The organism is Pseudomonas parasichuanensis (assembly GCF_021601385.1).
Classification (GTDB): Bacteria; Pseudomonadota; Gammaproteobacteria; order Pseudomonadales; family Pseudomonadaceae; genus Aquipseudomonas; species Aquipseudomonas parasichuanensis.
Map to the genome: position 1 here is coordinate 114,786 of NZ_BQHO01000008.1, position 24,019 is coordinate 138,804.

The 24,019-nt window shown below is 65.7% G+C and carries 23 protein-coding genes; 14 read left to right on the forward strand and 9 right to left on the reverse strand.

All coding sequences use genetic code 11. The features are described from left to right. Nucleotides 1-116: 116 nt before the first annotated feature. Nucleotides 117-1,163 (forward strand): LacI family DNA-binding transcriptional regulator, encoded by a 1,047-nt coding sequence (locus tag L6D77_RS09190; RefSeq protein ID WP_236170037.1) that lies wholly within the window; start codon nucleotides 117-119, stop codon nucleotides 1,161-1,163. A 20-nt stretch (nucleotides 1,164-1,183) separates the two neighbouring features. On the opposite strand, the gene L6D77_RS09195 is transcribed toward L6D77_RS09190, so the two are convergent. Continuing rightward, the gene (locus tag L6D77_RS09195) at nucleotides 1,184-2,206 is read right to left on the reverse strand and encodes an Ldh family oxidoreductase (RefSeq protein WP_232881439.1); all 1,023 of its coding nucleotides are present in this window, start codon (nucleotides 2,204-2,206) and stop codon (nucleotides 1,184-1,186) included. A 142-nt stretch (nucleotides 2,207-2,348) separates the two neighbouring features. Between L6D77_RS09195 and L6D77_RS09200 the strand changes: the two genes are divergently transcribed. The 6 genes from L6D77_RS09200 (at nucleotide 2,349) to L6D77_RS09225 (ending at nucleotide 7,649) form a co-directional block, all read left to right on the forward strand. Beyond that, on the forward strand, nucleotides 2,349-3,224 hold the full coding sequence (locus L6D77_RS09200; RefSeq protein ID WP_153788801.1) for a MurR/RpiR family transcriptional regulator: 876 nt from the start codon (nucleotides 2,349-2,351) through the stop codon (nucleotides 3,222-3,224). Between the two features lie 26 nt (nucleotides 3,225-3,250). Next, nucleotides 3,251-4,003: a transporter substrate-binding domain-containing protein gene (locus L6D77_RS09205; RefSeq protein WP_232881440.1), complete on the forward strand. Its 753-nt coding sequence runs from the start codon at nucleotides 3,251-3,253 to the stop codon at nucleotides 4,001-4,003. Nucleotides 4,004-4,145: 142 nt separating this feature from the next. Beyond that, nucleotides 4,146-4,865, forward strand: a complete 720-nt coding sequence (locus L6D77_RS09210; RefSeq protein ID WP_232881441.1) for an ABC transporter permease — start codon at nucleotides 4,146-4,148, stop codon at nucleotides 4,863-4,865. Beyond that, nucleotides 4,862-5,572, forward strand: a complete 711-nt coding sequence (locus L6D77_RS09215; RefSeq protein ID WP_232881442.1) for an ABC transporter permease — start codon at nucleotides 4,862-4,864, stop codon at nucleotides 5,570-5,572. Before L6D77_RS09210 ends, L6D77_RS09215 begins: the two co-directional genes overlap by 4 nt. A gap of 16 nt (nucleotides 5,573-5,588) precedes the next feature. Beyond that, complete coding sequence (locus L6D77_RS09220; RefSeq protein ID WP_232881444.1) at nucleotides 5,589-6,833, forward strand: NAD(P)/FAD-dependent oxidoreductase; 1,245 nt, start codon at nucleotides 5,589-5,591, stop codon at nucleotides 6,831-6,833. A 24-nt stretch (nucleotides 6,834-6,857) separates the two neighbouring features. Next, nucleotides 6,858-7,649 carry an amino acid ABC transporter ATP-binding protein gene (locus L6D77_RS09225; RefSeq protein WP_269807370.1) on the forward strand — a complete coding sequence of 264 codons (792 nt, stop codon included), beginning with the start codon at nucleotides 6,858-6,860 and terminating at the stop codon, nucleotides 7,647-7,649. 30 nt (nucleotides 7,650-7,679) lie between these two features. Here L6D77_RS09225 and L6D77_RS09230 read toward each other — a convergent pair whose 3' ends face one another. The 3 genes from L6D77_RS09230 to L6D77_RS09240 all read right to left on the reverse strand — a co-directional run bounded on the left by L6D77_RS09230 (nucleotide 7,680) and on the right by L6D77_RS09240 (nucleotide 11,034). Next, entirely contained in the window at nucleotides 7,680-9,782 is a 2,103-nt protein-coding gene (locus tag L6D77_RS09230; RefSeq protein WP_232881445.1) for a putative bifunctional diguanylate cyclase/phosphodiesterase, read from the reverse strand. A 125-nt stretch (nucleotides 9,783-9,907) separates the two neighbouring features. Then, the gene (locus L6D77_RS09235; RefSeq protein WP_232881446.1) at nucleotides 9,908-10,408 is read right to left on the reverse strand and encodes a GNAT family N-acetyltransferase; all 501 of its coding nucleotides are present in this window, start codon (nucleotides 10,406-10,408) and stop codon (nucleotides 9,908-9,910) included. 212 nt (nucleotides 10,409-10,620) lie between these two features. After that, the gene (locus tag L6D77_RS09240; RefSeq protein ID WP_232881448.1) at nucleotides 10,621-11,034 is read right to left on the reverse strand and encodes a RidA family protein; all 414 of its coding nucleotides are present in this window, start codon (nucleotides 11,032-11,034) and stop codon (nucleotides 10,621-10,623) included. Nucleotides 11,035-11,220: 186 nt separating this feature from the next. Here L6D77_RS09240 and L6D77_RS09245 point away from each other — a divergent pair, with 186 nt between their 5' ends. Then, the gene (locus L6D77_RS09245; protein WP_232881452.1) at nucleotides 11,221-12,231 is read left to right on the forward strand and encodes a GlxA family transcriptional regulator; all 1,011 of its coding nucleotides are present in this window, start codon (nucleotides 11,221-11,223) and stop codon (nucleotides 12,229-12,231) included. A gap of 4 nt (nucleotides 12,232-12,235) precedes the next feature. On the opposite strand, the gene L6D77_RS09250 is transcribed toward L6D77_RS09245, so the two are convergent. Continuing rightward, nucleotides 12,236-12,790 carry a thioredoxin family protein gene (locus tag L6D77_RS09250; RefSeq protein WP_232881454.1) on the reverse strand — a complete coding sequence of 185 codons (555 nt, stop codon included), beginning with the start codon at nucleotides 12,788-12,790 and terminating at the stop codon, nucleotides 12,236-12,238. After that, nucleotides 12,780-13,055: a DUF2790 domain-containing protein gene (locus tag L6D77_RS09255; RefSeq protein WP_232881455.1), complete on the reverse strand. Its 276-nt coding sequence runs from the start codon at nucleotides 13,053-13,055 to the stop codon at nucleotides 12,780-12,782. Before L6D77_RS09255 ends, L6D77_RS09250 begins: the two co-directional genes overlap by 11 nt. 217 nt (nucleotides 13,056-13,272) lie before the next feature. On the opposite strand from L6D77_RS09255, the gene L6D77_RS09260 reads away from it, so the two are divergent. Both L6D77_RS09260 and L6D77_RS09265 read left to right on the forward strand, forming a co-directional pair. Next, nucleotides 13,273-14,013, forward strand: a complete 741-nt coding sequence (locus tag L6D77_RS09260) for a response regulator (protein ID WP_232881456.1) — start codon at nucleotides 13,273-13,275, stop codon at nucleotides 14,011-14,013. After that, nucleotides 14,010-15,296, forward strand: coding sequence for a sensor histidine kinase (locus tag L6D77_RS09265; RefSeq protein ID WP_232881458.1), 1,287 nt, complete (start codon nucleotides 14,010-14,012; stop codon nucleotides 15,294-15,296). The genes L6D77_RS09260 and L6D77_RS09265 overlap by 4 nt, the downstream gene beginning before the upstream one ends. 36 nt (nucleotides 15,297-15,332) lie before the next feature. Here L6D77_RS09265 and ptrR read toward each other — a convergent pair whose 3' ends face one another. After that, on the reverse strand, nucleotides 15,333-16,211 hold the full coding sequence (gene ptrR / locus L6D77_RS09270; protein ID WP_232881460.1) for a putrescine utilization regulator PtrR: 879 nt from the start codon (nucleotides 16,209-16,211) through the stop codon (nucleotides 15,333-15,335). A gap of 106 nt (nucleotides 16,212-16,317) precedes the next feature. Here ptrR and L6D77_RS09275 point away from each other — a divergent pair, with 106 nt between their 5' ends. After that, entirely contained in the window at nucleotides 16,318-17,703 is a 1,386-nt protein-coding gene (locus L6D77_RS09275; RefSeq protein WP_232881462.1) for an aldehyde dehydrogenase family protein, read from the forward strand. A 153-nt stretch (nucleotides 17,704-17,856) separates the two neighbouring features. Then, the gene (gene panB, locus L6D77_RS09280) at nucleotides 17,857-18,672 is read left to right on the forward strand and encodes a 3-methyl-2-oxobutanoate hydroxymethyltransferase (RefSeq protein WP_232881463.1); all 816 of its coding nucleotides are present in this window, start codon (nucleotides 17,857-17,859) and stop codon (nucleotides 18,670-18,672) included. Here panB and L6D77_RS09285 read toward each other — a convergent pair. Both L6D77_RS09285 and L6D77_RS09290 read right to left on the reverse strand, forming a co-directional pair. After that, the gene (locus tag L6D77_RS09285; protein WP_232881464.1) at nucleotides 18,660-20,057 is read right to left on the reverse strand and encodes an aminotransferase-like domain-containing protein; all 1,398 of its coding nucleotides are present in this window, start codon (nucleotides 20,055-20,057) and stop codon (nucleotides 18,660-18,662) included. The genes panB and L6D77_RS09285 overlap by 13 nt on opposite strands. 283 nt (nucleotides 20,058-20,340) lie before the next feature. After that, nucleotides 20,341-21,249: a helix-turn-helix domain-containing protein gene (locus tag L6D77_RS09290; protein WP_232881466.1), complete on the reverse strand. Its 909-nt coding sequence runs from the start codon at nucleotides 21,247-21,249 to the stop codon at nucleotides 20,341-20,343. 151 nt (nucleotides 21,250-21,400) lie between these two features. Between L6D77_RS09290 and L6D77_RS09295 the strand changes: the two genes are divergently transcribed. After that, nucleotides 21,401-22,759, forward strand: coding sequence for a glutamine synthetase family protein (locus L6D77_RS09295; protein ID WP_236170038.1), 1,359 nt, complete (start codon nucleotides 21,401-21,403; stop codon nucleotides 22,757-22,759). Between the two features lie 166 nt (nucleotides 22,760-22,925). Further along, nucleotides 22,926-24,014 carry a polyamine ABC transporter substrate-binding protein gene (locus L6D77_RS09300; RefSeq protein ID WP_232881470.1) on the forward strand — a complete coding sequence of 363 codons (1,089 nt, stop codon included), beginning with the start codon at nucleotides 22,926-22,928 and terminating at the stop codon, nucleotides 24,012-24,014. The last annotated feature ends 5 nt before the right edge of the window (nucleotides 24,015-24,019 follow it).

Here is a 24,019-nt window from a genome sequence, read left to right on the forward strand (position 1 = left end):
GCAGGCTGCTTAGCAGGTCAAATACTGAAAAAGCACTTTTATATGCATTAAAGCTATTTGCAAAACCTGGTGCAGTTAGCGCTAACATCGCGCCATTTCCATCCGGAGGCGGCCCCGTGAGCCAGTCCAGGGACAACCCGCGCAAGCGCCGCGGCGCCGGCCGCGTCACCCTCGCTGACGTGGCGCGGATGGCGGACGTGTCGGCGATCAGCGTGTCACGCTACTTCAACCAGCCCGAGCAGGTCTCCGGCCCCCTGCGCGAGCGGATCCAGGCGGCCGTGCAGCAACTGGGCTACGTGCCCAACCTGGTGGCCGGTGGCCTGGCCTCGGCACGCGGGCGCATCGTCGGGATGGTCATCCCGAACATCTCCGGGCCGATCTTCGCCCAGACCATCCAGGCGTTCAGCGACACCCTGGGCAAGCACGGCTACCAGTTGCTGCTGGCCTCCAGCTATTTCAGTGAGGAGCAGGAAGAAAGCGCGGTACGGGCCTTTCTCGGTTGGTCGCCGGCAGCGCTGGTGGTGACCAGCCACTTCCACAGCCCAGCCACCGAAAAGATGCTGGCCGAGGCCGATGTGCCGGTGGTGGAGATCTGGGACTACGTACCGGAGCGCGCGCCACTGCAGGTGGGTTTCCTGCACTTCGAGGTGGGCGTGCAGGCCTGCCGCTACCTGCTGGACAAGGGCCATCGGCGCATCGCCTTTGTGCAGAACAGTGCCGCCGGCGACTTCAGCGCCCTGGAGCGGCGTGACGGCTATACCCACACCCTGCGCGAGGCGGGGCTGGAGCCCTGGGTGTTCGTGCCCTCGGCGGGCACCGCACCGTTCGAGGCAGGGCGCCAGGCCATGGAGGCACTGATCCGCCGCCAGCCCCGGCCGGACGCGATCATCTTCGCCAACGACAACCTCGCCGCCGGCGCCCTGCTCGCCGGCCAGCGCGCCGGGCTGCGGCTGCCCGAGGACATGGCCGTGATGGGCTTTGGCGATTACGCCTTCGCCGAAATGCTGCTGCCCAGCCTGACCACACTGCGCCCGCCGTCACGGCAGATTGGCGAGGTGGCGGCCTTGCGCGTGCTCGAACACCTGGGTGTGCTGGAACATGACGGCGAGGTGCAGCGCCTGAACCTGCTGCACTGCGAACTGATTGCCCGCGAGAGCGCGTGAAGCGCCGCACCCCCGGTACGTCACGCCAGGGCTTTGAGCCCCTGCCACTCCTGCTCGGTCAGTGCCACCCCTTCGCGCCCGGCCACTTCACGCTCGCGGTAGCGACGCTCACCTGGCATGCGCGACAGCCCCACCGCCTGCATCTGCTCCACCAATTCCCGGCTGCGCTGGGCAAAGCGCTCGCCCTCGGCCTTGCTCGGGTCGATCACGATGATCAACTGCCCGGTCCACGGCGTCTTCGCCCCGGGGTGCCCGGACCAGTCGAACTCCCAGGAGAAGTGGCCACCGGTCAGCGCCGCCGCCAGCAGCTCGACCATCATCGACAGCGCCGAGCCCTTGTGCCCGCCAAATGGCAGCAACGCACCACCTTCGAGAATGGCCTTGGGGTCGGTGGTCGGCTGCCCATCGGCATCCACGCCCATCCCTTCAGGCAACTGCTGGCCGGCACGGGCAGCGATCTGTACGTCCCCGTGGGCCATGGCGCTGGTGGCCATGTCGAACACGATCGGGTCGTGCCCGGCGCACGGCGCGGCAAAGGCGATGGGGTTGGTGCCGAACAACGGCTTGCGCGCACCGTGGGGCACCACGCAGGTCATGCTGTTGACCACGCTCAGGGCCACCAGGCCTTCATCGGCGAACGGCTCGACATCCGGCCACAGGGCGGCGAAGTGATGCGAATTGTGGATCGCCAGCACGGCGATACCGGCGCTGCGGGCCTTCTCCACCAGCAGCGCACGCGCCGCCGCCAGGGCCGGCTGGGCAAAGCCGCCGCCGGCATCGACCCGCACATAGCCCGACGCCACGTCGGTCACCTGCGCCGAGGCCTTGCCATCGACCCAGCCGCTGGCCAGGGTCGAGACGTAGCCGGGAATACGGAACACACCATGGCTGTGGGCGCCATCGCGCTGGGCGCTGGCGCAGTTATGGGCAAGCACGGCGGCCACCGCTGCGCTGCAGCCATGGCGTTGGAGGATCGCTTGCAGCAGCGCCTGCAGCTCGGCAAAGGGCACGCGCACGGCAGGGCTGGTGGACGGTGCGGACATCTGAAGCTCCTTTCTTGGTATTGGAATGGCTACAGCGCAACGCCCTGACTTTCCCGTGAATGACAGCTATCTGTCAAATATTGACTTGATGACAGAAAACAGCCATTTTCTTCTCCACGCCAGAAATCAGCCGGAGCGCTACATGAGCCAATCGATCAAGCAACGCCTGGAAAGCAGCCTCGACAGCGCTGCCGCCTCTGGCCGCAAGATCGCCAGCTACATGCTCGCCAACCTGCACGAGCTGCCGTTCCAGACGTCGGCGAGCATCGCCGCCAAGCTGGATGTCAGCGAATCCAGTGTCGGCCGCTTCTGCCGCGCGCTGGGCTACGCCCACCTCAAGGCGCTCAAGCAGGACTTGCAGAACGACCTCGGTGATGGCCCCTGGCTGGTGGGTGATCGCCTGCAGGAGTTTCGCCAGCAACCCGAAGACGACCGCGAGCACGCCGGCAGCCTGGAGCTGGAAATGGCCGCCCTGGTGCGTGTGCACGAACACAGCCGCAGCGAGGCCTGGCGCCAGGTGGCCCGGCGCCTGGCCGATAAACCCCAGGTGTTCATCGCCGGTTTCCAGACCGAGCGCGGCATCGCCCTGTGCATGACCCACCTGCTGCAGTACCTGCGCAATGGCGTGCACTGCGTGGATGGCAGCGCCGGGCACTTCGGCGAGGTGCTGCTGGGCAAGCCCGAGGACCTCACCCTGGTGGTGTTCGAAGCCCGCCGCTACTCGCGCCACGCCCTGCAGCTGTGCCAGAAAGCCCGCGCCCTGGGCATCCCGGTGACGCTGGTGACCGACACCTTCTGTGACTGGGCCGATGCCAACGCCGACGAGGTGTTCCGCATCCCCACCGAATTCAATCTGTTTTGGGACTCCACGGCGGCGATGCTGTCGTGGGTGCACCTGATGGTCAACGAGGTCTGCAAGAAGCTCGGGCCGGATGTTGAAAAACGCTTGGAAGCAACTGCCGCTCTACATAACGAGTTCGTCGGCTACACCTCGTGGCCGGCGGGCAAACAACAATAGAAAGCGTGTAGATACAGAGGTGCGAGATGAAAAGATCCATGGCTGTGGTGGGTGCGTGCGCCCTGCTGCTGGCGGGTGCCGCCAGTGCCGAAACCCTGCGTTTTGCCACCGAAGGCGCCTACCCGCCCTTCAACTATGTGGATGCCGATAACAAGCTGCATGGCTTCGATATCGACATCACCCACGCCCTGTGCGAGCAGATGAAGGTCGAGTGCACCCTGGTGGCGCAGGACTGGGAAGGCATCATCCCGGCCCTGATGGCACGCAAATACGACGCCGTGGTGGCCTCGATGATCGACACCGAGGAACGGCGCAAGAAGATCGCCTTCACCGACCACTACTACCGCACCCCGCTGACCGTGGCCGTGGCCAAGGACAGCAAGATCACCGACGCGCAAACCGACTTCGTCGGCTACACCGTCGGCGCCCAGTCCTCCTCCACCCAGGCGATCTACGCCGAAGATGTGTACGGCAAGGCCGGCGCCGACGTGAAGCTGTACCCGACCATGGACGAAGCCAACGCCGACCTCGCCGCCGGGCGCCTGGACGGGGTGATCGCCGACAAATTCCCGCTGCACGAGTGGCTGAACAAGAACGGCCAGGACTGCTGCAAGATCCTTGGCGACGTCAAGGACACCAAGGCCGATGCGGCAATTGCCGTGCGCAAGGATGACGAGGCGTTGCGCACGCGGTTGAACCAGGCCCTGGCGGCGATCGTGGCCAATGGCACGTACCAGAAGATCGCCAGCAAGTATTTTGCCTTCGATATCTATAACTGAGGCGGTCCCTGGGGCTGCTGCGCAGCCCTTTCGCGGCGCAAGGCCGCTCCTACAAAGTGGCCGAGCTGCCCTGTAGGAGCGGCCTCGTGCCGCGAAAGGGGCGCAAAGCGCCCCCAGATTCGCCGACCCCGAGGGCTCCCACATGCTCGATCAACTGTCTCTACTGTCTTTCGCCAGCGGTGGCTGGGGCCAGGCGCTGCTGGCCGGCGCCCTGGTAACCGTGTCGCTGGCCCTGGCCTGCCTGCCCGTCGGCCTGCCACTGGGGCTGCTGGTGGCGCTGGCCGCGCGCTCGCGCAAACGCCTGCCACGGGCCTGGGCCACCACCTTCTCCACGGTGTTCCGCGGCCTGCCCGAACTGCTCACCCTGCTGATCATCTACTACGGCTGCCAGATCGCCGCGCAGAAGATCCTTGCCGCCCTGGGCTACCCGGGCGAGGTGCTGATCAATACCTTCCTCGCCGCCATGGTCGCCTTCAGCCTGGTGTTCGCCGCGTTCTCCAGCGAGATCTGGCTGATGGCCTTCAAGACCCTGCCCAAGGGCCAGCTGGAGGCCTGCTCGGCCCTGGGCCTGAGCAAGCGCACCGGGTTCTTCAAAGTGGTGCTGCCGCAGCTCACGCGCATCGCCCTGCCGGGGCTTTCGAACAATTGGCTGAGCCTGCTCAAGGACACCTCGCTGGTGTCGACCATCTCGCTGATCGACCTGATGCGCCAGACCAACCTGGCGGTCAGCGTGACCAAGGAGCCGATGTTCTTCTACGGCGTGGCCTGCCTGGTCTACCTGCTGTTCTCGGCAGTCTCGGGCCGGGTCTTCGCCTTGCTTGAAAAACGCAGCAACCGCCACCTGCAAGGAGCCCGCACATGAGCCTCGAACAACTGCTGGCCTACGTGCTCGACCCGGGCCTGCTCGAACGCTACGGCCCACGCTTCGTCGACGGCCTGCTGGTCACCGCCAAGCTGGTGGCGATCTCGTTCACCCTGGGGGCGTTGCTGGGCATGCTGCTGGCCCTGGCGCGGATGTCGCGCAACCTCGTGCTGCAGCGCCTGGCCGCCGGCTATGTGTACTTCTTCCGTGGCTCGCCACTGCTGGCCCAGCTGTTCCTGCTGTACTACGGGCTGGGCTCGCTCAAGGGCTTCTGGCAGGACGTCGGGCTGTGGTGGTTCTTCCGCGAGGCGTGGTACTGCGCCCTGCTCGCCTTCACCCTGAACACCGCGGCCTACCAGGCGGAGATCTTCCGCGCCAGCCTGCTGGCCATTGCGCCGGGGCAGTACGAGGCGGCCAAGGCGCTCAACCTCAAGCGCTCGACCACCTTCTTCAAGGTGATCCTGCCGCAGTCGCTGCTGGTGGCCATCGGCCCGCTGGGCAACGAGCTGATCATGATGATCAAGGCCAGCGCCATTGCCTCGCTGGTGACTATCTACGACCTGATGGGGGTGACCAAGCTGGCCTTCTCGCGCAGCTTCGACTTCCAGATCTACCTGTGGGCGGCGGTGCTGTACCTGCTGATCGTCGAGATCGTCCGGCGCACCCTGAAACACCTGGAGGCCCGCCTGGGCCGCCACCTGAACTGATTGAAGGATACGTTCCATGCATTGCCAAACCATCGTTCTGGGCGCCGGTATCGTCGGCGTCAGCACCGCGCTGCACCTGCAGGCGCGCGGCCGCCAGGTGATCCTCATCGACCGCGACGAGCCGGGCAGCGGCACCAGCCACGGCAACGCCGGGCTGATCGAGCGCTCCAGCGTGATCCCCTATGCATTCCCCCGGCAGTTCGGCGCGCTGCTGCGCTACGGCCTCAACCGCCAGCCCGACGTGCGCTACAGCCTGCTGCACCTGCCCAAGGCCGCGCCCTGGCTGCTGCGCTACTGGCAGCAATCGGCGCCGGGCCGCGTGGCCGAAGCCGCGGCGGACATGCTGCCGCTGGTGCAACGCTGCGTGGAGGAACACGACGCCCTGATCGAGGCGGCCGGGCTGCAAGGCCTGGTACAGGCCAAGGGCTGGATCGAGGTGTACCGCGACGCCGCGCTGTTCGAGCAGGCGAAACAGGATGTACTGGGCCTGGCGCGCTATGGCCTGAAATACGAATTCCTCGACCGTGGGCAGCTGCAAGCCCGCGAGCAGGGGCTGGACGGCGGCGTGGTCGGCGGCATCCACTGGCTCGACCCGAAGACCGTGAGCAACCCCGGCGGCCTCACCCGTGGCTATGCCGCGCTGTTCGTCCAACGGGGCGGCCAGTTCCTGCACGGCGACGCCCGCACCCTGCAACGCACCGAGGGCGGCTGGCAGGTCAACACCCAGCGCGGCGCGGTCACCGCCGACGAAGTGGTGGCCTGCCTCGGCCCGCAGTCGGGCGAACTCTATGAGCGCCTGGGCTACCACTTCCCGCTGGGGATCAAGCGCGGCTACCACATGCACTACAACACCCGCGACGGCGCCGAACTGCAGCACTCGGTCTGCGACACCCAGGGTGGCTACGTACTGGCGCCGATGGCCCGGGGCGTGCGCCTGACCACCGGCATCGAGTTCGCCGCCAGCGACGCCGCCGGCAACGAGATCCAGCTGCGCCGCTGCGAGGCCCTGGCGCGCAAGCTGTTCCCGGCGCTTGGCGAGCGCCTCGACGACAAACCCTGGCTGGGCCGCCGCCCCTGCATGCCGGACATGCGCCCGGTGATCGGCCCGGCACCACGCCATAAGGGCCTGTGGTTCAACTTCGGCCACGCCCACCACGGCCTCACCCTGGGCCCGGTCAGCGGCCGCCTGCTGGCCGAGATGATGACCGGCGAACGTCCTTTCACCGACCCTGCGCCCTACAGCGCCACACGCTTCGACTGAACCTTGAGCGGGAGAACAACAACGATGTCCGCACCTTCCAGTCTTGCCAGCCGTGCCACCGTGCAACCCACCCCCGACCTGCGCCCGGAGCTGATCCGCATCGAGGGCCTGAACAAGCACTACGGCGCGTTTCACGTGCTGCACGATATCGACCTGTCGGTGCGCGAAGGCGAGCGCATCGTGCTGTGCGGCCCGTCGGGCTCGGGCAAATCGACGCTGATCCGCTGCATCAACCGCCTGGAAATCGCCCAGCAGGGCAGCATCCAGGTGGCCGGCATCGACGTGGCCGGCACCGACCGCAAAGCCACCCAGGTGCGCAGCGAAATCGGCATGGTGTTCCAGCACTTCAACCTGTTCCCGCACATGAGCGTGCTCGACAACTGCCTGCTGGCCCCCACCAGCGTGCGCGGCCTTTCGCGCAAGGACGCCGAGGAACGGGCGCGCATGTACCTGGCCAAGGTCGGCATCGAGAACCAGGCGCACAAGTACCCCAGCCAGCTCTCCGGCGGCCAGCAACAGCGCGTGGCCATCGCCCGGGCGCTGTGCATGAAGCCGCGGATCATGCTGTTCGACGAGCCCACCTCGGCGCTCGACCCGGAAATGGTCGCCGAGGTGCTGGATGTACTGGTGCAGTTGGCCGGCACCGGCATGACCATGCTCTGCGTCACCCACGAAATGGGCTTCGCCCGCCAGGTGGCCGAGCGCGTGCTGTTCCTTGAAGGCGGGCAGATCATCGAGGACAGCCCGCCCGAGGTGTTCTTCGGCCAGCCGCGCACGGCCCGGGCGCAGGCGTTCCTCAAGCAGATCCTGCACTGAGGCCGCAGGCGCGGGGCATGCCCGCGCCGCTTATGCGCCGGTCGGCGCGAGCTGTTTAAGCCGCTCGCTGGCCGGCGCCGGGCGCCCGTACAGGTAGCCCTGGAAGTGCGAGCAGCCCTCGGCCATCAGCCGCTGCATCTGCTCCTGTGACTCCACCCCTTCGGCCGTGGTCTTGATCATCAGGCTGTTGGACAACTCGGTGATGGCGCGGATGATCGACATCGCCTCGCGGCTGTCGCACATGTCGTGGACGAACGATTTGTCGATCTTGATCCGGTCGAACGGGAACGAGCGCAGGTAGCCCAGCGACGAATAACCGGTGCCGAAGTCGTCGAGGGAGATCGACACCCCCAGGTCCTTCAGGGCGCGCAAGATGCGCACGTTCTCCTCGCTGTTGCCCAGCAGCACCGACTCGGTGATTTCCAGCTCCAGGCGTGTGGCCGGCAGCCCCGAGTCGGCCAGGGCCAGGGCCACGGTGTGGACCAGGTTGGCGTTCTTGAACTGCACCGGTGACAGGTTCACCGACACCGTCTGCTCGGTGCCCCAGCTGGCCGCTTCCTGGCAGGCCAGGTTGAGCGCGCGCACACCGAGTTCATGGATCAACCCGGTTTCTTCGGCAATCGGGATGAAGTCCATGGGCATGATCATGCCGCGCACCGGGTGCTCCCAGCGCAGCAGCGCCTCGTAGCCGGTGACGCTGTTGCTCTGCTGGTCGACCACGGCCTGGTAGTGCAGCTGCAGCTGGCCCAGGTGCAGGGCCGTGCGCAGGTCGGTCTCCACCAGGCGGCGCTGGCGTGCGGCCACGTCCAGTTCGACGTGAAAGCTTTCGTAACGGTTGCGGCCGTTGCGCTTGGCCTCGTACAGGGCCATGTCGGCATAGCCGAGCAGTTGTTCGGCGTTGTCGTGATCGTCGGGGGCAATCGCCACACCGATGCTCACGCCCACGCTGAACTGGTGGCCTTCGATATGGAACGGCGGGCAGATCGCATCGATCAGACGCTGTGCGGTGTTGCGCGCGGCCTCGCGGTTATCCAGCCCGACCAGCACCACGGCGAACTCGTCCCCCCCCAAACGCGCCAGGGTGTCGTGCTCGCGCAGCTCGCGGCGCAGGCGCTTGCCGAGGGCACGCAACAACTTGTCGCCGAAGGCGTGGCCGAGGGTGTCGTTGATGTTCTTGAAGTTATCCAGGTCCAGGCACAGGGTGGCGGTCAGCTTGCCGCTGTCCTCGCCACGCAGCAGTGCCTGCTTGAGCCGTTCATGGAACAGCGTGCGGTTGGGCAGCCCGGTCAGCGCGTCATGGTGGGCCATGTGGTGAATCTGGGCGTGAGCGGCCAGCTCTTCGGTGGCATCCTCGGCCACATACAGCACGTAGTCGCCCTGCCCGGCACGCCCCTCGCAGCGCAGGGTGCGGCTGCGCAAGGTACGTGGGCCGCTGGCGGTATCGACGCGGGTTTCGGCGACATGGCCCTTGCTGCTGCGCGCGCCGCGGGCCAGTTGCTGCTCAAGGTACTCTGCCGCTTCCGGGGCCAGGCCCTGCCCGGGCAACTGGCCAACCAGGCTGACACCCTGGCCACCGAACAAGCGCTCGGCCTGGGGGTTGGCCAGCAGGATCTGCTCGCTTTGCAGGTCCTGGACGATGACGCTGGCCGGGATGTTGCCGATTACCGAGTCGAGGAACTGCGACAGGGTGGTCATCTCCTGGCTGTATTGCTCGGCCAGTTCCTTGGCCTTGAGCAGCTCCAGCTCCTGCTGGCGGCGCTCGGAGATGTCGCGGGTGATCTTGGCGAATCCGATCAGCTGGCCGCTGCCTTCGTCGACGATCGGCTCGATCACCACGCTGGTCCAGAAGTGCGAACCGTCCTTGCGCTGGCGCAGGCCGTCGGCCTGGAAACGCCCGTCTTCCAGGGCGGTGGCCAGGCTCAAGGCCGGCAGGCCGGCGTCGCGGTCGGCGTCGGTGTAGAACACCGAGAAATGCTGGCCAACGATTTCCTCGGCGTGATAGCCCTTGGCCCGCTGCGCCCCCGGGTTCCAACTGGCGACAACACCCTCGGGGGTCAGCAGGTAGATGGCGTAGTCGACCACACTCTGGATCAACAGGCGGGACAGGGTGTCTGGGCTTGCAGCTAGCGGCATGGCATGTACCTGAGCAAGGAAGCTTCCGGACTTCGCGTCAGACAAGTCCGAAAATACGAATTGCTGGCATTATGCCGCCAGACGAACGGTTTTTGTGAAGTGCGTCACAAAAAAATCGTGGTCATTCAATGGCGATACGGCGTGACCAAAAAGTTGCGCAGCTGCGGCTCGTCGTCCAACGCGATCTCCCGTACCGGGCGCGGCAGGTCGGCCAGCACGGCCTGGCAGAAGCTCATGGCCGGGGCATCGCCGGCATAACAACGCACTAGCCAGTCGACCCGGCCGTCACACAGCAGTTGCCGGGCCACCGCGCGGCCTACGCCCTGGCGCCGATAGCGCCTGAGGATGAACAGGTCGGCCAGCTCCAGTGCATCGATGCCTGGCAGCTCGCTGCGTTCGATCAGCACGAAACCTGCGATGAAGCCATCCACCAGTACCAGGTGAGCGGCCCAGTCGGGGGACTGCCAATAGCGCTCGAAGTGCGGCTCGTGGAGGTAGAAGCGCCCGTCCACCTCGACATCCTCCTGCTCCCAATCGGACGATTCATAGGCATAGAACTGGTAGAGGTTGCGTACCAGATCGGCCTGTTCGGGGCTGGTCTGGAGCAGTTCGATGGGGGCAGGCATCACGGGCGCTCGGGCTTAAGGGAAGCGCGAGTCTAGCGCCAAGCTGGCGACTGTGCAGCACGCGGGTCTTGCACGGTCACTGTAGGAGCGGCCTTGTGCCGCGAATGGGGCGCGAAGCGCCCCCGCAACCGGTGCATGCCACACAATTGCTGGGGCTGCTGTGCAGCCCATTCGCGGCACAAGGCCGCTCCTACAGCGATCGCGAAATTCCGCTAGATCACCGCCGCCACCGCATCGATTTCCACCAGCATGCCGTCCAACGCCAGGCGTGGTACCGGGATCAGGGTGCAGGTTGGAGTCATGTTGCCGTCCCAGGCGCGGGTGGCTGCGGCCACCCACTGCTGCAGCCGGGTTTCGCTGTGGTCGACCACCAACAGGGTGAGCTTGAACACGTCCTGCAGGCTGGCACCTTTGGAAGCCAGGGCGATCTTCAGGTTGATCAGCGCCTGACGCACCTGCGCCTCGAACTGTGGCGACAGCGCGCCATCCAGGCCCTCACCGCCCTGCCCGGCCACATACAGCAGGCGGCTGCCGGCGCGTACTTCGGCGACATGGGAATAAGCGTTTGTGCTTGGGTCGTAGAGCCCTTCGGGATTGGACAGGGTGAAGGCGCTTGGCTGGGTCATGGACACGCTCCATCGTGGGGAAGAGCGGGCAAGTATCAGACCTCAGGTTAAGTCGAGGTCAAGCGAGTTCGGTGTTGCCGGGTGTTCGGCGGATGATATGCAGCGCCGTACCCCCGGCCACCCCAGTTGTCTTTACCTGCCACACCCCGCACACTCACTGCCGCCAGCCAGGAAACGGAGTCCGCAGTGCCCACGCCACGCCAGTTCAGCAAGAAGACCAGCACCAGCAACATGCTGCGGCTCAAGACCAGCGACGGCAGCGCCCAACGCCCCTATCGGGTCGACTTCGTCCTGCTCGAACATTTCTCCATGGCCAGCTTCACCGTGGCCATGGACGTGCTGGTCACCGCCAACCTGCTGCGGGCCGACAGCTTTGCCTTCACCCCCCTGTCGCTGGGCGGCGGTGACCGGGTGCTCAGCGACCTGGGCCTGGAGCTGGTGGCCAGCCCGCTGCTGCCCACCGACCTGCACGACCTCGACCTGCTGGTGATCTGCGGCGGCCTGCGCACCCCGCTCAAGTACCCATCCCTCGACCGCCTGCTCGGCGACTGCGCCGCCCACGGCATGACCCTGGGCGGCCTGTGGAACGGTGCCTGGTTCCTCGGCCGCGCCGGGGTGCTCGACGACTACGGCTGCAGTGTCCACCCCGAGCAGCGCGCCAGCCTCAGCGAATGCAGCCCGCAAACCCGCATCACCCCGGCCAGCTTCACCCTCGACCGCGACCGCCTCACCGCCGCCAGCCCCAACGGCGCCATGGAGCTGATGCTCGGCCTGGTCCGCCGGCTGTACGGCGATGCCCTGGCCGAGGGCGTGGAAGAGATCCTGTCGTTCTCCGGGGCGCGCTATCGCCAGGTCGGGCCGGGGGCGAAGAAGTCCATGAGCCTGCACCTGCGCACCATCGTCGAGCTGATGGAAAACAACCTTGAGGAAACCCTGAGCCTCGACCAGCTTGCTGCCTACTCCGGGCGTTCGCGACGGCAGATCGACCGCCTGTTCCAGGCCCAGCTCGGCACCTCGCCACGGCGCTACTACATGGAGTTGCGCATCACCAAGAGCCGGCGGTTGCTGCAGTACTCCGACCTGTCGGTGATGGAAGTGGCGGTGGCTTGCGGGTTCGTTTCGGTGTCGCACTTCAGCAAATGCTATGCGGCGTACTTCGGGTACCCGCCGTCACGCGAACAACGTTTGGGCGAGTGACCCGCTAGCCCTGCTCATCGAGCAGTTGCCTGATCACCTGCTCCTGCCCGTCGTAGTCGCCTTCGCCGAAATGCACATGCCGCACTTGCCCCTTGCGATCGACAAAGTAGTGCGCCGGCCAGAACTGGTTACCCCAGGCATTCCAGATCCGGTAGTCGTTGTCCACGGCCACCGGGTAGCCGATGCCCAACCGGTTGACCTGCTCGCGCAGGTTGGCCACATCATGCTCGTAGTCGTATTCCGGCGTATGCACCCCCACCACCACCAGCCCCTGGTCGGCATAGCGCCGCGCCCAGTCGTTGACGTGGGGCAGGCTGCGCCGGCAGTTGATGCAGTCGTAGGTCCAGAAATCCACCAGTACCACCTTGCCCTTGAGCTGTTGCCCCTCCAGCGGTGCTGAGTTGAGCCATTGTTCGGCGCCGGCCAGCGACGGCATCGGGCCGTAGCTGTCGCGTGCCAGCAGGTGGCCGGCCAGCCCCAGCCCGACCAGGGCCAGGACCACGCCGCCGGCCTTGAGCAGGCGGCGTTTGGTCCCGTTACCGCGCGGATCAGTTGTCATGGCAGCCACTGGTGGCGTAAGTACGGTACTCGACGCTTTGCGGTTTGCCGTGGGAGTCGAGGTAATCCATGCGGGTGTTGACCAGGCCACAACCGCTGCGCTGGTCATCCTTTACCGACAACACCTTCTGAATGTCCAGATGGTCGCCGTAGCGATACTGCATCACGCTGCTGTCGTTCATCGAGGTGCTGCTGGCCTGGGCGGTGATGGCACCCAGGCCAAGGATGGCGAACAGGGCAGCGCTGGTAAAAGTCTTGACGGTCATGGCATCTCTCCTGGTACGGCTTCTTGGGTGGGGAGGCGTTGCTCCCCGGTCGAGAGCCATTTCAACGCTGCCAGGTATCGCGCTTGTGTCCGCCCAGGCACCGAAGTGCTTGCGCCTGTATCTGCAGCCGCGCCAGATACACTGCAATACAAACCGCCGCAGGCAAGGCCGAACGCGCTCTGTACACTGCGCCCACACCCAAGACAAGGAGCCCCCGATGGAACACGTCGATCACATCCTGGTCGTTGACGACGACCGCGAAATCCGCGAGCTGGTCGGCAACTACCTGAAGAAGAACGGCCTGCGCACCAGCATCGTCGCCGATGGCCGGCAGATGCGCGCCTTCCTAGAGAACAACGCCGTCGACCTGATCGTCCTCGACATCATGATGCCCGGCGACGACGGCCTGCTGCTGTGCCGCGAGCTGCGTGCCGGCAAGCACCGCAATACACCGGTGCTGATGCTGACCGCGCGCAACGATGAAACCGACCGCATCATCGGCCTGGAAATGGGCGCCGACGACTACCTGACCAAACCCTTCTCCGCCCGCGAACTGCTGGCACGGATCAACGCCGTGCTGCGCCGCACGCGCATGCTGCCGCCCAACCTGACCATCAGCGAAAGCAGCCGCCTGATCGCCTTCGGCCCCTGGCGCCTGGACACCACCTCGCGTCACCTGCTGGACGCCGAAGGAACGCTGGTGGCGCTGTCCGGCGCCGAGTACCGGCTGCTGCGGGTATTCCTCGACCACCCGCAACGGGTGCTCAGCCGCGAACAATTGCTCAACCTTACCCAAGGCCGCGAGGCCGACATCTTCGACCGCTCCATCGACCTGCTGGTCAGCCGCCTGCGCCAGCGCCTGGGCGACGACGCCCGCGAGCCCACCTGCATCAAGACAGTGCGCAGCGAGGGCTATGTGTTCTCGCTGGCGGTGCAGCTGCTGGAGTCGCCGGCATGAAATGGCCCCGCACCCTCGCCTCGCGCCTGGCGCTGATCTTCTTCACAGGGCTGGTGCTGGCGTACGGCCTGTCGTTCAGCCTGCAGGCGTATGAGCGCTACGTCAGCAGCCGCTCGATGATGCTCAGCAACCTGGAGCTGGACGTGTCCACCTCGGTGGCCATCCTCGACCGCCTGCCCGCCGCCGAGCGCCCGGCCTGGCTGCCGCGCCTGGAGCGGCGCACCTACCGCTACCGTCTCGACGACGGGTTGCCTGGTGAGGCTATGCCCACCGCTGAAGCGCCCATGGCCGCCGAGTCGATCGTCAAGGCCATTGGCGACCGCTATCAGTTGACCTTCCTCGAGATCCCCGGCCCCAACGCGCACTTCCAGGCCCACCTGCGCCTGGCCGACGGCGCGCCACTGACCATCGACGTGACCCCGGCGTCGGTGCCGGTGGCCACCTGGCTGCCGGTGGTGCTGCTGATCCAGTTGCTGGTGCTGCTGCTGTGCACCTGGCTGGCGGTGCGCCTGGCGATCGGCCCGCTGACCCGCCTGGTGCAGGCGGTGGACAACCTCGACCCGAACCACCCCGGCCCGCTGCTGGACGAAAGCGGTCCGCGCGAGGTGCGTGATGCTGCAGTCGCCTTCAACGCCCTGCAGGCGCGCATCGCGGCCTACCTCAAGGAGCGCATGCAACTGCTCGCGGCGATCTCCCACGACCTGCAAACACCGATCACCCGCATGAAACTGCGGGTCGAGCAGATGGACGACGGGCAGGAAAAGGACAAGTTGTGGCACGACCTCGATGCCATGGAGCATCTGGTGCGTGAAGGCGTGGCCTATGCCCGCAGCATGGACAGCGGCACCGAGGCACCGTGCAAGGTCAACCTGGATGCCTTCCTCGACAGCCTGGTGTTCGACTACCAGGACAGCGGTGCCCGGGTGGAGCGCCGTGGCAACACCCAAGCCACCCTGCAGGCCCGCCCCCACGCCCTGCGCAGGGTGCTGGTCAATCTGGTGGACAACGCCCTGAAATTTGCCGGTGCCGCCCAGCTTGAAGTCGGCCATGAGGGCGGTGTGACGCTGATTCGTGTACTCGACGACGGCCCGGGCATCCCTGACGCGGAGCTCGATGAAGTGCTCAAACCGTTCTACCGGCTGGAGAGCTCGCGTAATCGCAGCACCGGCGGCACCGGGCTGGGCCTGGCGATTGCCCACCAGTTGACCCAGGCCATGGGCGGCAGCCTTACCTTGCGTAACCGCGCAGAAGGCGGGCTGTGCGCGCAGGTAGAGCTGCGCTGAGCTTTACACGCGATTCTTGGGCGCTACCGTTGTCTCTCAACCCGCCACCGGCTCGGCCCGGCGCTCTTCGAGCAACTTGATGAACATGCTCAGGCTGCGCGACACCGTGCCCCGGCGCCACACCAGCCAGGTCTTGAGGTAACGGAAATCCTCGGCCATCGGCCAGGCGCTGACCGTGCTGCAACCGGGCATGTTGTCGAGCATGCTGCGCGGCATCATGGCCAGGCCTGCGCCTGCGCTGACGCAGGCGAGCATGCCGTGGTAGGACTCCATCTCGTGGATCTTGCCCGGCACCGCCTGGTCGTGAACGAACCAGCTCTCGAAGTGATGGCGGTACGAGCAGTTGGCGCGGAACGCATAGATGCTCGCCCCGTTGACGTCACGGGCACGGGTGACCGGTGCATGGTGCAGCGGCGCGATGACCATCATCTCCTCTTCGAACACCGGCATGCCTTCCAGCGTGGGATGCAACACCGGGCCATCGACAAAGGCGGCCACCAGACGCCCGGACAGCACGCCTTCGAGCATGGTCCCCGACGGGCCGGTGGACAGGTCCAGGTCCACCTTGGGGTAGCGCTGGTTGTAGGCCGCCAGCAGCGCAGGGATGCGCACCGCGGCGGTACTTTCCAGCGAGCCCAGGGCGAAGGTGCCCTGCGGGTCCTCCCCCGCCACCGTAAGCCGCGCCTCGTGCACCAGGTCAAGAATGCGCCGGGTGTATTCGAGGAAGTTCCAGCCGGCCGGCGACAGGCGCAGGCGGCTCTTCTCGCGGATGAACAGTTCGACGCCCAGGTCTTCTTCGAGCTGCTTGATACGGGTGGTCAGGTTCGACGGCACCCGGTGGATGTGCTGGGCGGCAGCGCTGATGCTGCCGTGCTCGGCCACCGCCTTGAAGATCTCCAGTTGCACCAGGTCCACAGGTCATTCTCCAAACGTGAATGTTTCGCTCATTATTATTCAGTTTTCATTAAAGCGCGCCACCACTAGTCTGGGCTCACCCCTTCAAAACAATGAGAGTCCTGCCATGAGCGAGATCAGCAGCCTGACCCACGCCATCTCCGTCGACCCCTACACCGGCGAGCAGATCGGCCACTATGCCTTCGACACCGACGCCGCACAGGAAGCGGCGCTGCAACGTGCCAAGGTTGGCTACAACCAGTGGCGCAAAGTGTCGCTGGGTCAGCGCAGCGAATACCTGATCGCCCTGGCCAATGCCCTGCAGGCCAACGCCGAAGCCTTCGCCCAGATGATCGCCCGCGAGATCGGCAAGCCGATCAGCCAGGCCCGTGGCGAAGTCGCCAAGTGCGTCGGCCTGTGCCAGTGGTACGCCGAGCACGGCCCGGCCATGCTCGCCGCCGAACCGACCCAGGTCGAGAAAGCGCGCATCGAATACCGCCCGCTGGGCCCGATCCTCGCCGTGATGCCGTGGAACTTCCCGATCTGGCAGGTGCTGCGTGGCGCCGTGCCTGCCCTGCTGGCCGGCAACACCTACGTGCTCAAGCACGCCCCCAACGTGATGGGCAGCGCCTACCTGCTGGCCGACCTGTTCAAGCGCGCCGGCCTGCCGCAAGGCGTGTTCGAAGTGCTCAACGTCACCCCTGAGGGTGTCACCCGCGCCATCAACGACCCGCGCATCGCCGCCATCACCCTTACCGGCAGCGTGCGCGCCGGCATGGCCATCGGTGCACAAGCCGGTGCCGCGCTGAAGAAGTGCGTGCTGGAGCTGGGCGGCTCGGACCCGTTCATCGTGCTGGCTGACGCCGACCTGGACGCCGCCGTGAAGGCTGCCGTGATCGGCCGCTACCAGAACACCGGCCAGGTCTGCGCCGCGGCCAAGCGCCTGATCGTCGAAGCGAGCATCGTCGAGGAATTCACCCGCAAGTTCGTCGAGGCCACCCGCGCCCTGACCATCGGCAACCCGCTGGACGACGCCACCTACATCGGCCCGATGGCCCGCTATGACCTGCGCGACGAACTCGACGGCCAGGTCCAGGCCACACTGGCCGAAGGCGCCACCCTGCTGCTGGGCGGCCACAAGGTCGAAGGCGCGGCCAACTTCTATGCGCCGACCGTGTTCGCCAACGTCACCCCGGACATGACCGCGTTCAAGCAGGAGCTGTTCGGCCCGGTGGCGGCGATCATCACTGCCCGCGACGCCGACCACGCGGTGGAGCTGGCCAACGACAGCGAGTTCGGCCTGGCCGCGACCATCTACACCGCCGACTACGCCCTGGCCGAGCGCATGACCAGCGCGCTGGACACCGGTGGCGTGTTCATCAACGGCTACTGCGCCTCCGATCCCCGTGTGGCTTTCGGTGGCGTGAAGAAGAGCGGTTTTGGCCGTGAGCTGTCGCACTTTGGTGTGCGTGAGTTCACCAATGCCCAGACGGTGTGGCTGGATCGCAACTGATCTGAGCGCTGTTCGCCGGCAAGGCTGGCTCCTACGGGGGCCGGCCTTGCCGGCGAATGCCTTCTGGGCTGCAAAATCGCCCGATCCTGTGCCTTGAATCACCCTGCATCGGGTGAATAATCGATGACCTCCCGACCACCCCGGAGGTAACCGATGAGCACACAGATCCCCACCCGCCGCTTGACCATCCCCGACCTGGCCGCCATGAAAGGCCGACAGAAGATCGTCGCCCTCACCGCCTACAGCGCGCCAATCGCCCGCCTGATCGACCCCCTGGTGGATTTCATCCTGGTCGGTGACTCGACCGCCATGGTCGCCTACGGCCGCCGCTCCACCCTGGCCATGCGCCTGGAGGAGACCATCAGCCACACCCGCACCGTGATGAACTGCACCGAACACGCCTGCGTGATCGCCGACATGCCCTTTGGCAGCTACCAGGCCTCACCTGAACAGGCCTTTCGCAACTGCGCGCAAGTGCTGGCCGAGACTGGGTGCGACGCGGTGAAACTGGAGAGCAACCTTGCGCTGGCACCGACCGTGGCGTTCCTGGTGGAGCGCGGGATCCCAGTGATGGCCCACGTTGGCCTGATGCCGCAGTTCGTCAATGTCATGGGCGGCTACAAGGCCCAGGGGCTGACCGAGTCCAGCGCAGCAGCGATCGTCGAGGACGCCCGCGCCAACTTCGCCGCCGGAGCCTTTGGCCTGTTGCTCGAAGGTGTGGCCGAACCGGTGGCACGGCGGATCAGCGAACAGAGCGCACAGCCGTGCATAGGCATTGGCGCCTCACCCGCCTGTGACGGGCAGATTCTGGTGACCGAGGACCTGCTGGGCCTGGGTGGGCCGCGCAAACCGCGCTTCGTCAAGCAATATGCCGACCTGAGTGCGGTAATCCGCTTGGCATGCGCCCGCTACGCCAATGAAGTGCGCCAGGGCGAGTTCCCCGAGCTTGAGCACTGCTACGGCAACTGAGGCGCCCGGCTGATCGCCTGGGCCAAGGCGATCAGCGCGCCCTCGATGTTCTGTTGCCAGTCGACGGTGACGCTAAGGCGCAGGTGATCGCGCCAGTGACCGGCTTGGCTGAACAGCGAGCCCGGTGCGATGACGATGCCCTGGGCCAGCAGTTGTTCGCAGACCGCGTCCATATCCACAGGCCGTGTTGCCTGCAACCACAGCGAAGCCCCCGCCACGGGCATGCTCAGGTGTAGGCAATCCGCCGCATGGCTCTTCATCAAGGCGACCATGCGTGTGGCACTGGCTGTCAGCTTCCTGGCCAGCGAGGCCTGGTGACGCTCGACGCGCCCGGAGCCGAACAATTGCGCAATAGCCCGCTGGCGGTAACCCGGCAGGCGCACGCCACGGGCATAAAAGGCTTCGGCCAAGGTCGCCGCCGCGCCACGGCACAACAGGTAGGCAAACGGGGCTTCGGCACCGATGTGCTTGTCGAAACTGGCGAACACCAGCAGGCGCAGTGGGTCGGCATAGTCGCGGCAGGCCGGCTGCCGTGGGCACAAGCCGCCGTAGCTGTCGTTTTCGAACAGCCACACCTGATGTTCAGTGAGCAACTCGCACAGGCGTTGTTTATCCGCTGCAGGCATTGCACCACCCTGAGGGACGTTCACGCGGGACGAGAACACCGCCACACGTACGGGCGTCGCAGTCAGCAACCGGGCAATTGCCTCCAGGTCCAATCGCCCCTCCCTGTTCAACGGTGCCTCGACCACGTGCAGCCCGGCAGCCTGCAACTGCCGTAACACCAACCAGGAACAGGGTGATTCGACCAGCGCCAGCGAGCCTCGCGGTACCAGTGCGGCCAGGGCAAGGTCAAGGACGCTGCGCAGGTCCGGGCCGACAAAGACTTGGTCGGCCTGCCACAGGTGATCCATGCCACGGCTGTAATGACGCGCAACGGCCTCGCGCAGTTGCGGTTCGCCCAAAGGCAGGTAAGGCGGCAGGTTGGCCTTTGGCGAGCGTCGTACCAGGTCGCGTTCGAGCATCAGCAAGGGACCGTCGAGCGAGCCCAACAGGGGCGGCGAATCGCTGCTCAAGGCCAGCATCCCCGGCTGCCTGGCACTGGCAAAGACACGGTCCAGCAGGCTGGCCGTGCTCGGCAGCACTGCGTGGGGCGCCTGGATGACGCTGAAGTAACCGACCTTGGGCCTGGCGTGGACGCGCCCTTGTGCCTCGAGCAAGGCAAACGCCTGTTTGCAGCTGGTCAGCGACACTTGCAGTTGCCGCGCCACATCGCGCAGCGATGGCAGGCGGTGTGACTGCCCCGGCGCACGGGCGTCGAGCCAGTCGCTGAGGTAGCGGTGGACTTTCTGGTAGGTGAAACGAGGGGGTTGTTCGGTATCCATACCTGACCTGGACGAGGGCTGCGGTGGGCACCCTAGCAGTTTTTACCCTGGCCAGCTGCGGTGCCCAGAACAGTGATCACATTACCTGTGGGGGCGGCGGAGTCTGGCACGGGCTACGCCCGTGTTCGCGGGCAAGCCCGCTCCCACAGGGATCCCACCAGGTCTTTGAATTGTGAGCAAGACCGTTGCTCCCACAGGGCCGGCGCTGGTACCTGTGGGAGCCGGCTTGCCGGCGATGAGGCCAGTGCAAGCAACACAACATAGTTGCTCTCACCCAGATCGGTTATGCGCGGCCTGGCCCGCGAGCACGCTTGAGCGTCTCGCTCGGCAACTCCTGGAACAACTGCCGATAACTCTCTGAAAACCGCCCCAGGTGCCAGAACGACCAGCGCATGGCCACCTCGGCCACGGTCGCATCCCCCGCCAGCAGATCCCGCCGCGCCCCGTTGAGCCTGCGCAGGCGCAGCCAGTGCGCTGGCGGCAGGTTGGTGAACCCCTTGAACGCCTGCTGCAGCTGCCGCACGGAAACCCCGGCAACCTTGGCCAACTGCACCAGGTTGAGGGTCTCGTCGGGGCAATCGGCCGCCCATTCACTGACCCTGCGCATGATCGCCCGCTCCTCGTCGCGCCGCCCCAGGGCATCGCCCTGTAGCCGCTGCCCGGCGTTGTCGAGAATGAACAAACAGTCCTCCAGCAACTGCTCCGCCAGCGCCCTGCCCTCCATCGGACAATCGGCCTGGCCCAGGCGGGTCAGCGTGGCGCTCAGCCAGTTGCCGAACAAGGCGTTCTGTTGGCAGCTCAGCGGCACCATGAACAAGCCGCGCAGGCGCTCTACATCCAGCCCGTGGCTGGCCAGGAACGGCTGCTCGAACACCACCGCCACTTCCTGGTAGTTCTCCGGGGTGATCCAGATATTGCGGCTGTCTTCGTTGAGCAGGTACAGGCTGTTCTCGCTACGGTCGAAGCAGAACGCCAAGGCGCCGCTGGGGGCACGGAAGAACTGTTCGACACGGGTGTTCAGGCGCTCCTCGTACACCTCCACGCCCTCAAGCCCCAGCCAGCGCAAGCGGCCGTCGAAATGCCCGGGGGACATCTGCCGGTACTGCTGCTGCCAGCCAGGGGTGGCGCGGGTTTGTTCGGTCACATCGGTGGTACGGAAATCCTGAACCTGCAAGGCGATTGGCGTTGTCACGCGCTGTCCTAGTTGCACTCTTTTGGTGCATTGACTGACGAAGAAAGTGGATAGATCAGCCCAGGGGGCTGCGCCCAAGATAGTCCTCAGCGTCACCTGTGGGAAGTGCCCTACGTGCTGACCACCACAACTACCCAACCAAGAGGTTTGTATGAACGCCCCCTTCGATCAGCTGTCCACCTGGCTGAAAGAACACCGGATCACCGAAGTCGAATGCGTGATCAGCGACCTGACCGGCATCGCCCGCGGCAAGATCGCGCCTACCGCCAAGTTCCTCCACGAGCGCGGCATGCGCCTGCCCGAGAGCGTGCTGCTGCAGACCGTGACCGGTGACTACGTCGACGATGACATCTACTACAGCCTGCTCGACTCAGCCGACATCGACATGGTCTGCCGCCCCGACCCCACCGCGGTGTACCAGATCCCTTGGGCCATCGAACCCACCGCAATCGTGATCCACGATACCTTCGACAAGCTGGGCAACCCCATCGAGCTGTCGCCGCGCAACGTGTTGAAGAAAGTGCTCAAGCTGTACGCCGACAAAGGCTGGCAGCCGATCGTCGCGCCAGAGATGGAGTTCTACCTGACGCAGCGTTGTGAAGACCCGGACCTGCCGCTGCAAGTGCCGCTGGGCCGTTCGGGCCGCGCCGAGAGTGGCCGTCAGTCGTTCTCCATCGACGCCGCCAACGAGTTCGACCCGCTGTTCGAGGACGTCTACGACTGGTGCGAACTGCAAGGCCTGGACCTGGACACGCTGATCCACGAAGACGGCCCGGCGCAGATGGAGATCAACTTCCGCCACGGCGACGCGCTGGACCTGGCCGACCAGATCACCGTGTTCAAGCGCACCATGCGCGAGGCGGCGCTCAAGCACAACGTCACCGCCACCTTCATGGCCAAGCCGATCACCGACGAGCCGGGCAGTGCCATGCACCTGCACCAGAGCGTGGTCGACATCGCCACCGGCAAGCCGATCTTCGCCAACGATGACGGCAGCATGAGCGAGCTGTTCCTGCACCACATTGGCGGGCTGCAGAAGTACATCCCCAAGCTGCTGCCGATGTTCGCCCCCAACGTCAACTCGTTCCGCCGCTTCCTGCCCGACACCTCGGCGCCAGTGAACGTCGAGTGGGGTGAAGAAAACCGCACCGCGGGCCTGCGCGTGCCGACCTCCAGCCCCGAGGCCATGCGCGTGGAAAACCGCTTGCCGGGCGCCGATGCCAACCCGTACCTGGCCATCGCCGCGAGCCTGCTGTGCGGCTATATCGGCATGGTCGAGAAGCTCGAGCCGAGTGCGCCGGTGCAGGGCCGCGCTTATGAACGCCGCAACCTGCGCTTGCCGATCACCATCGAGGACGCGCTGCAGCACATGGAAGACTGTGAAGTGGTGCAGCAGTACCTGGGCCAGCAGTTCGTCCAGGGCTATGTGGCGGTCAAGCGCGCCGAGCACGAAAACTTCAAGCGGGTGATCAGCTCGTGGGAGCGTGAATTCCTGTTGCTGAGTGTCTAGCCCATTGGGGGCGCTTCGCGCCCCTTTCCGGCCGGTCCGGCGCCCCGGCAAGGCCGCCCCAACAGAGGCCGCGTATTTCCTGTAGGAGCGGCCTTGTGCCGCGAACGGGCTGCAAAGCAGCCCCTACACCACCGAATTCGAAGAACAAGACCAACGAGGTGTCGACATGCGTCATCGCAAAGCCCTGATCCCCGCAACTTTCGCCCTGCTGTTCGGCGCCGCCGCCCAGGCCCAGCCAACGGTAAGCGTGTACAACTGGACCGATTACATCGGTGACACCACCCTGGCGGACTTTCAGGCCAGCAGCGGGATCAAGGTGGTCTACGACGTGTTCGACTCCAACGAAACCCTGGAAGGCAAGCTGCTGGCCGGGCGCACCGGCTACGACGTGGTAGTGCCGTCCAACCATTTCCTCGCCCGCCAGGCCCAGGCCGGCGCGTTCCTGCCGCTGGACCGCAGCCAGCTGCCGAACTGGCAGCACCTGGACCCGAAACTGCTCAAGCAGCTTGAGCAGAACGACCCGGGCAACCAGTACGCCGTGCCTTACCTGTGGGGCACCAACGGCATCGGCTACAACGTCGATAAAGTGAAGGCGGTGCTGGGCATCGACAGGATCGACTCCTGGGCCGTGCTGTTCGAGCCAGAGAACCTGAAGAAGCTCAAGCAGTGCGGCGTGGCGTTCATGGACTCGCCCGACGAACTGTTCCCGGCCATCCTCAACTACATGGGCATGAACCCGCGCAGCGAGAAGGCCGACGACTACAAGAAGGCCGAGGCGCGTCTGCTGGAGCTGCGCCCCTACATCACCTACTTCCATTCCTCCAAGTACGTTTCCGACCTGGCCAACGGCGATGTCTGCGTGGCCTTCGGTTACTCCGGCGATGTGTTCCAGGCCGCCCACCGTGCCGAGGAGGCCGGCAACGGCGTCAAGGTCGCCTACAGCATCCCCAAGGAAGGCAGCAACCTGTGGTTCGACCTGCTGGCCATCCCCAAGGATGCCAAGAACCCCGAGCAGGCCCTGGCGTTCATCAACTACCTGCTCGACCCCAAGGTGATCGCCAAGGTCAGCGCCACGGTCGGCTATGCCAACGCCAACCCGGACGCCAAGGCCGACATGGACCCGGCCCTGGTGAACAACCCCGAGATCTACCCGCCCCAGGAGGTGCTGGACAAACTGTATGTCTCCACCATGCCGAGCCCGCCGATCCTGCGGCAGATGACCCGCTCCTGGAGCAAGATCAAGTCCAACCGCTGAGTCGA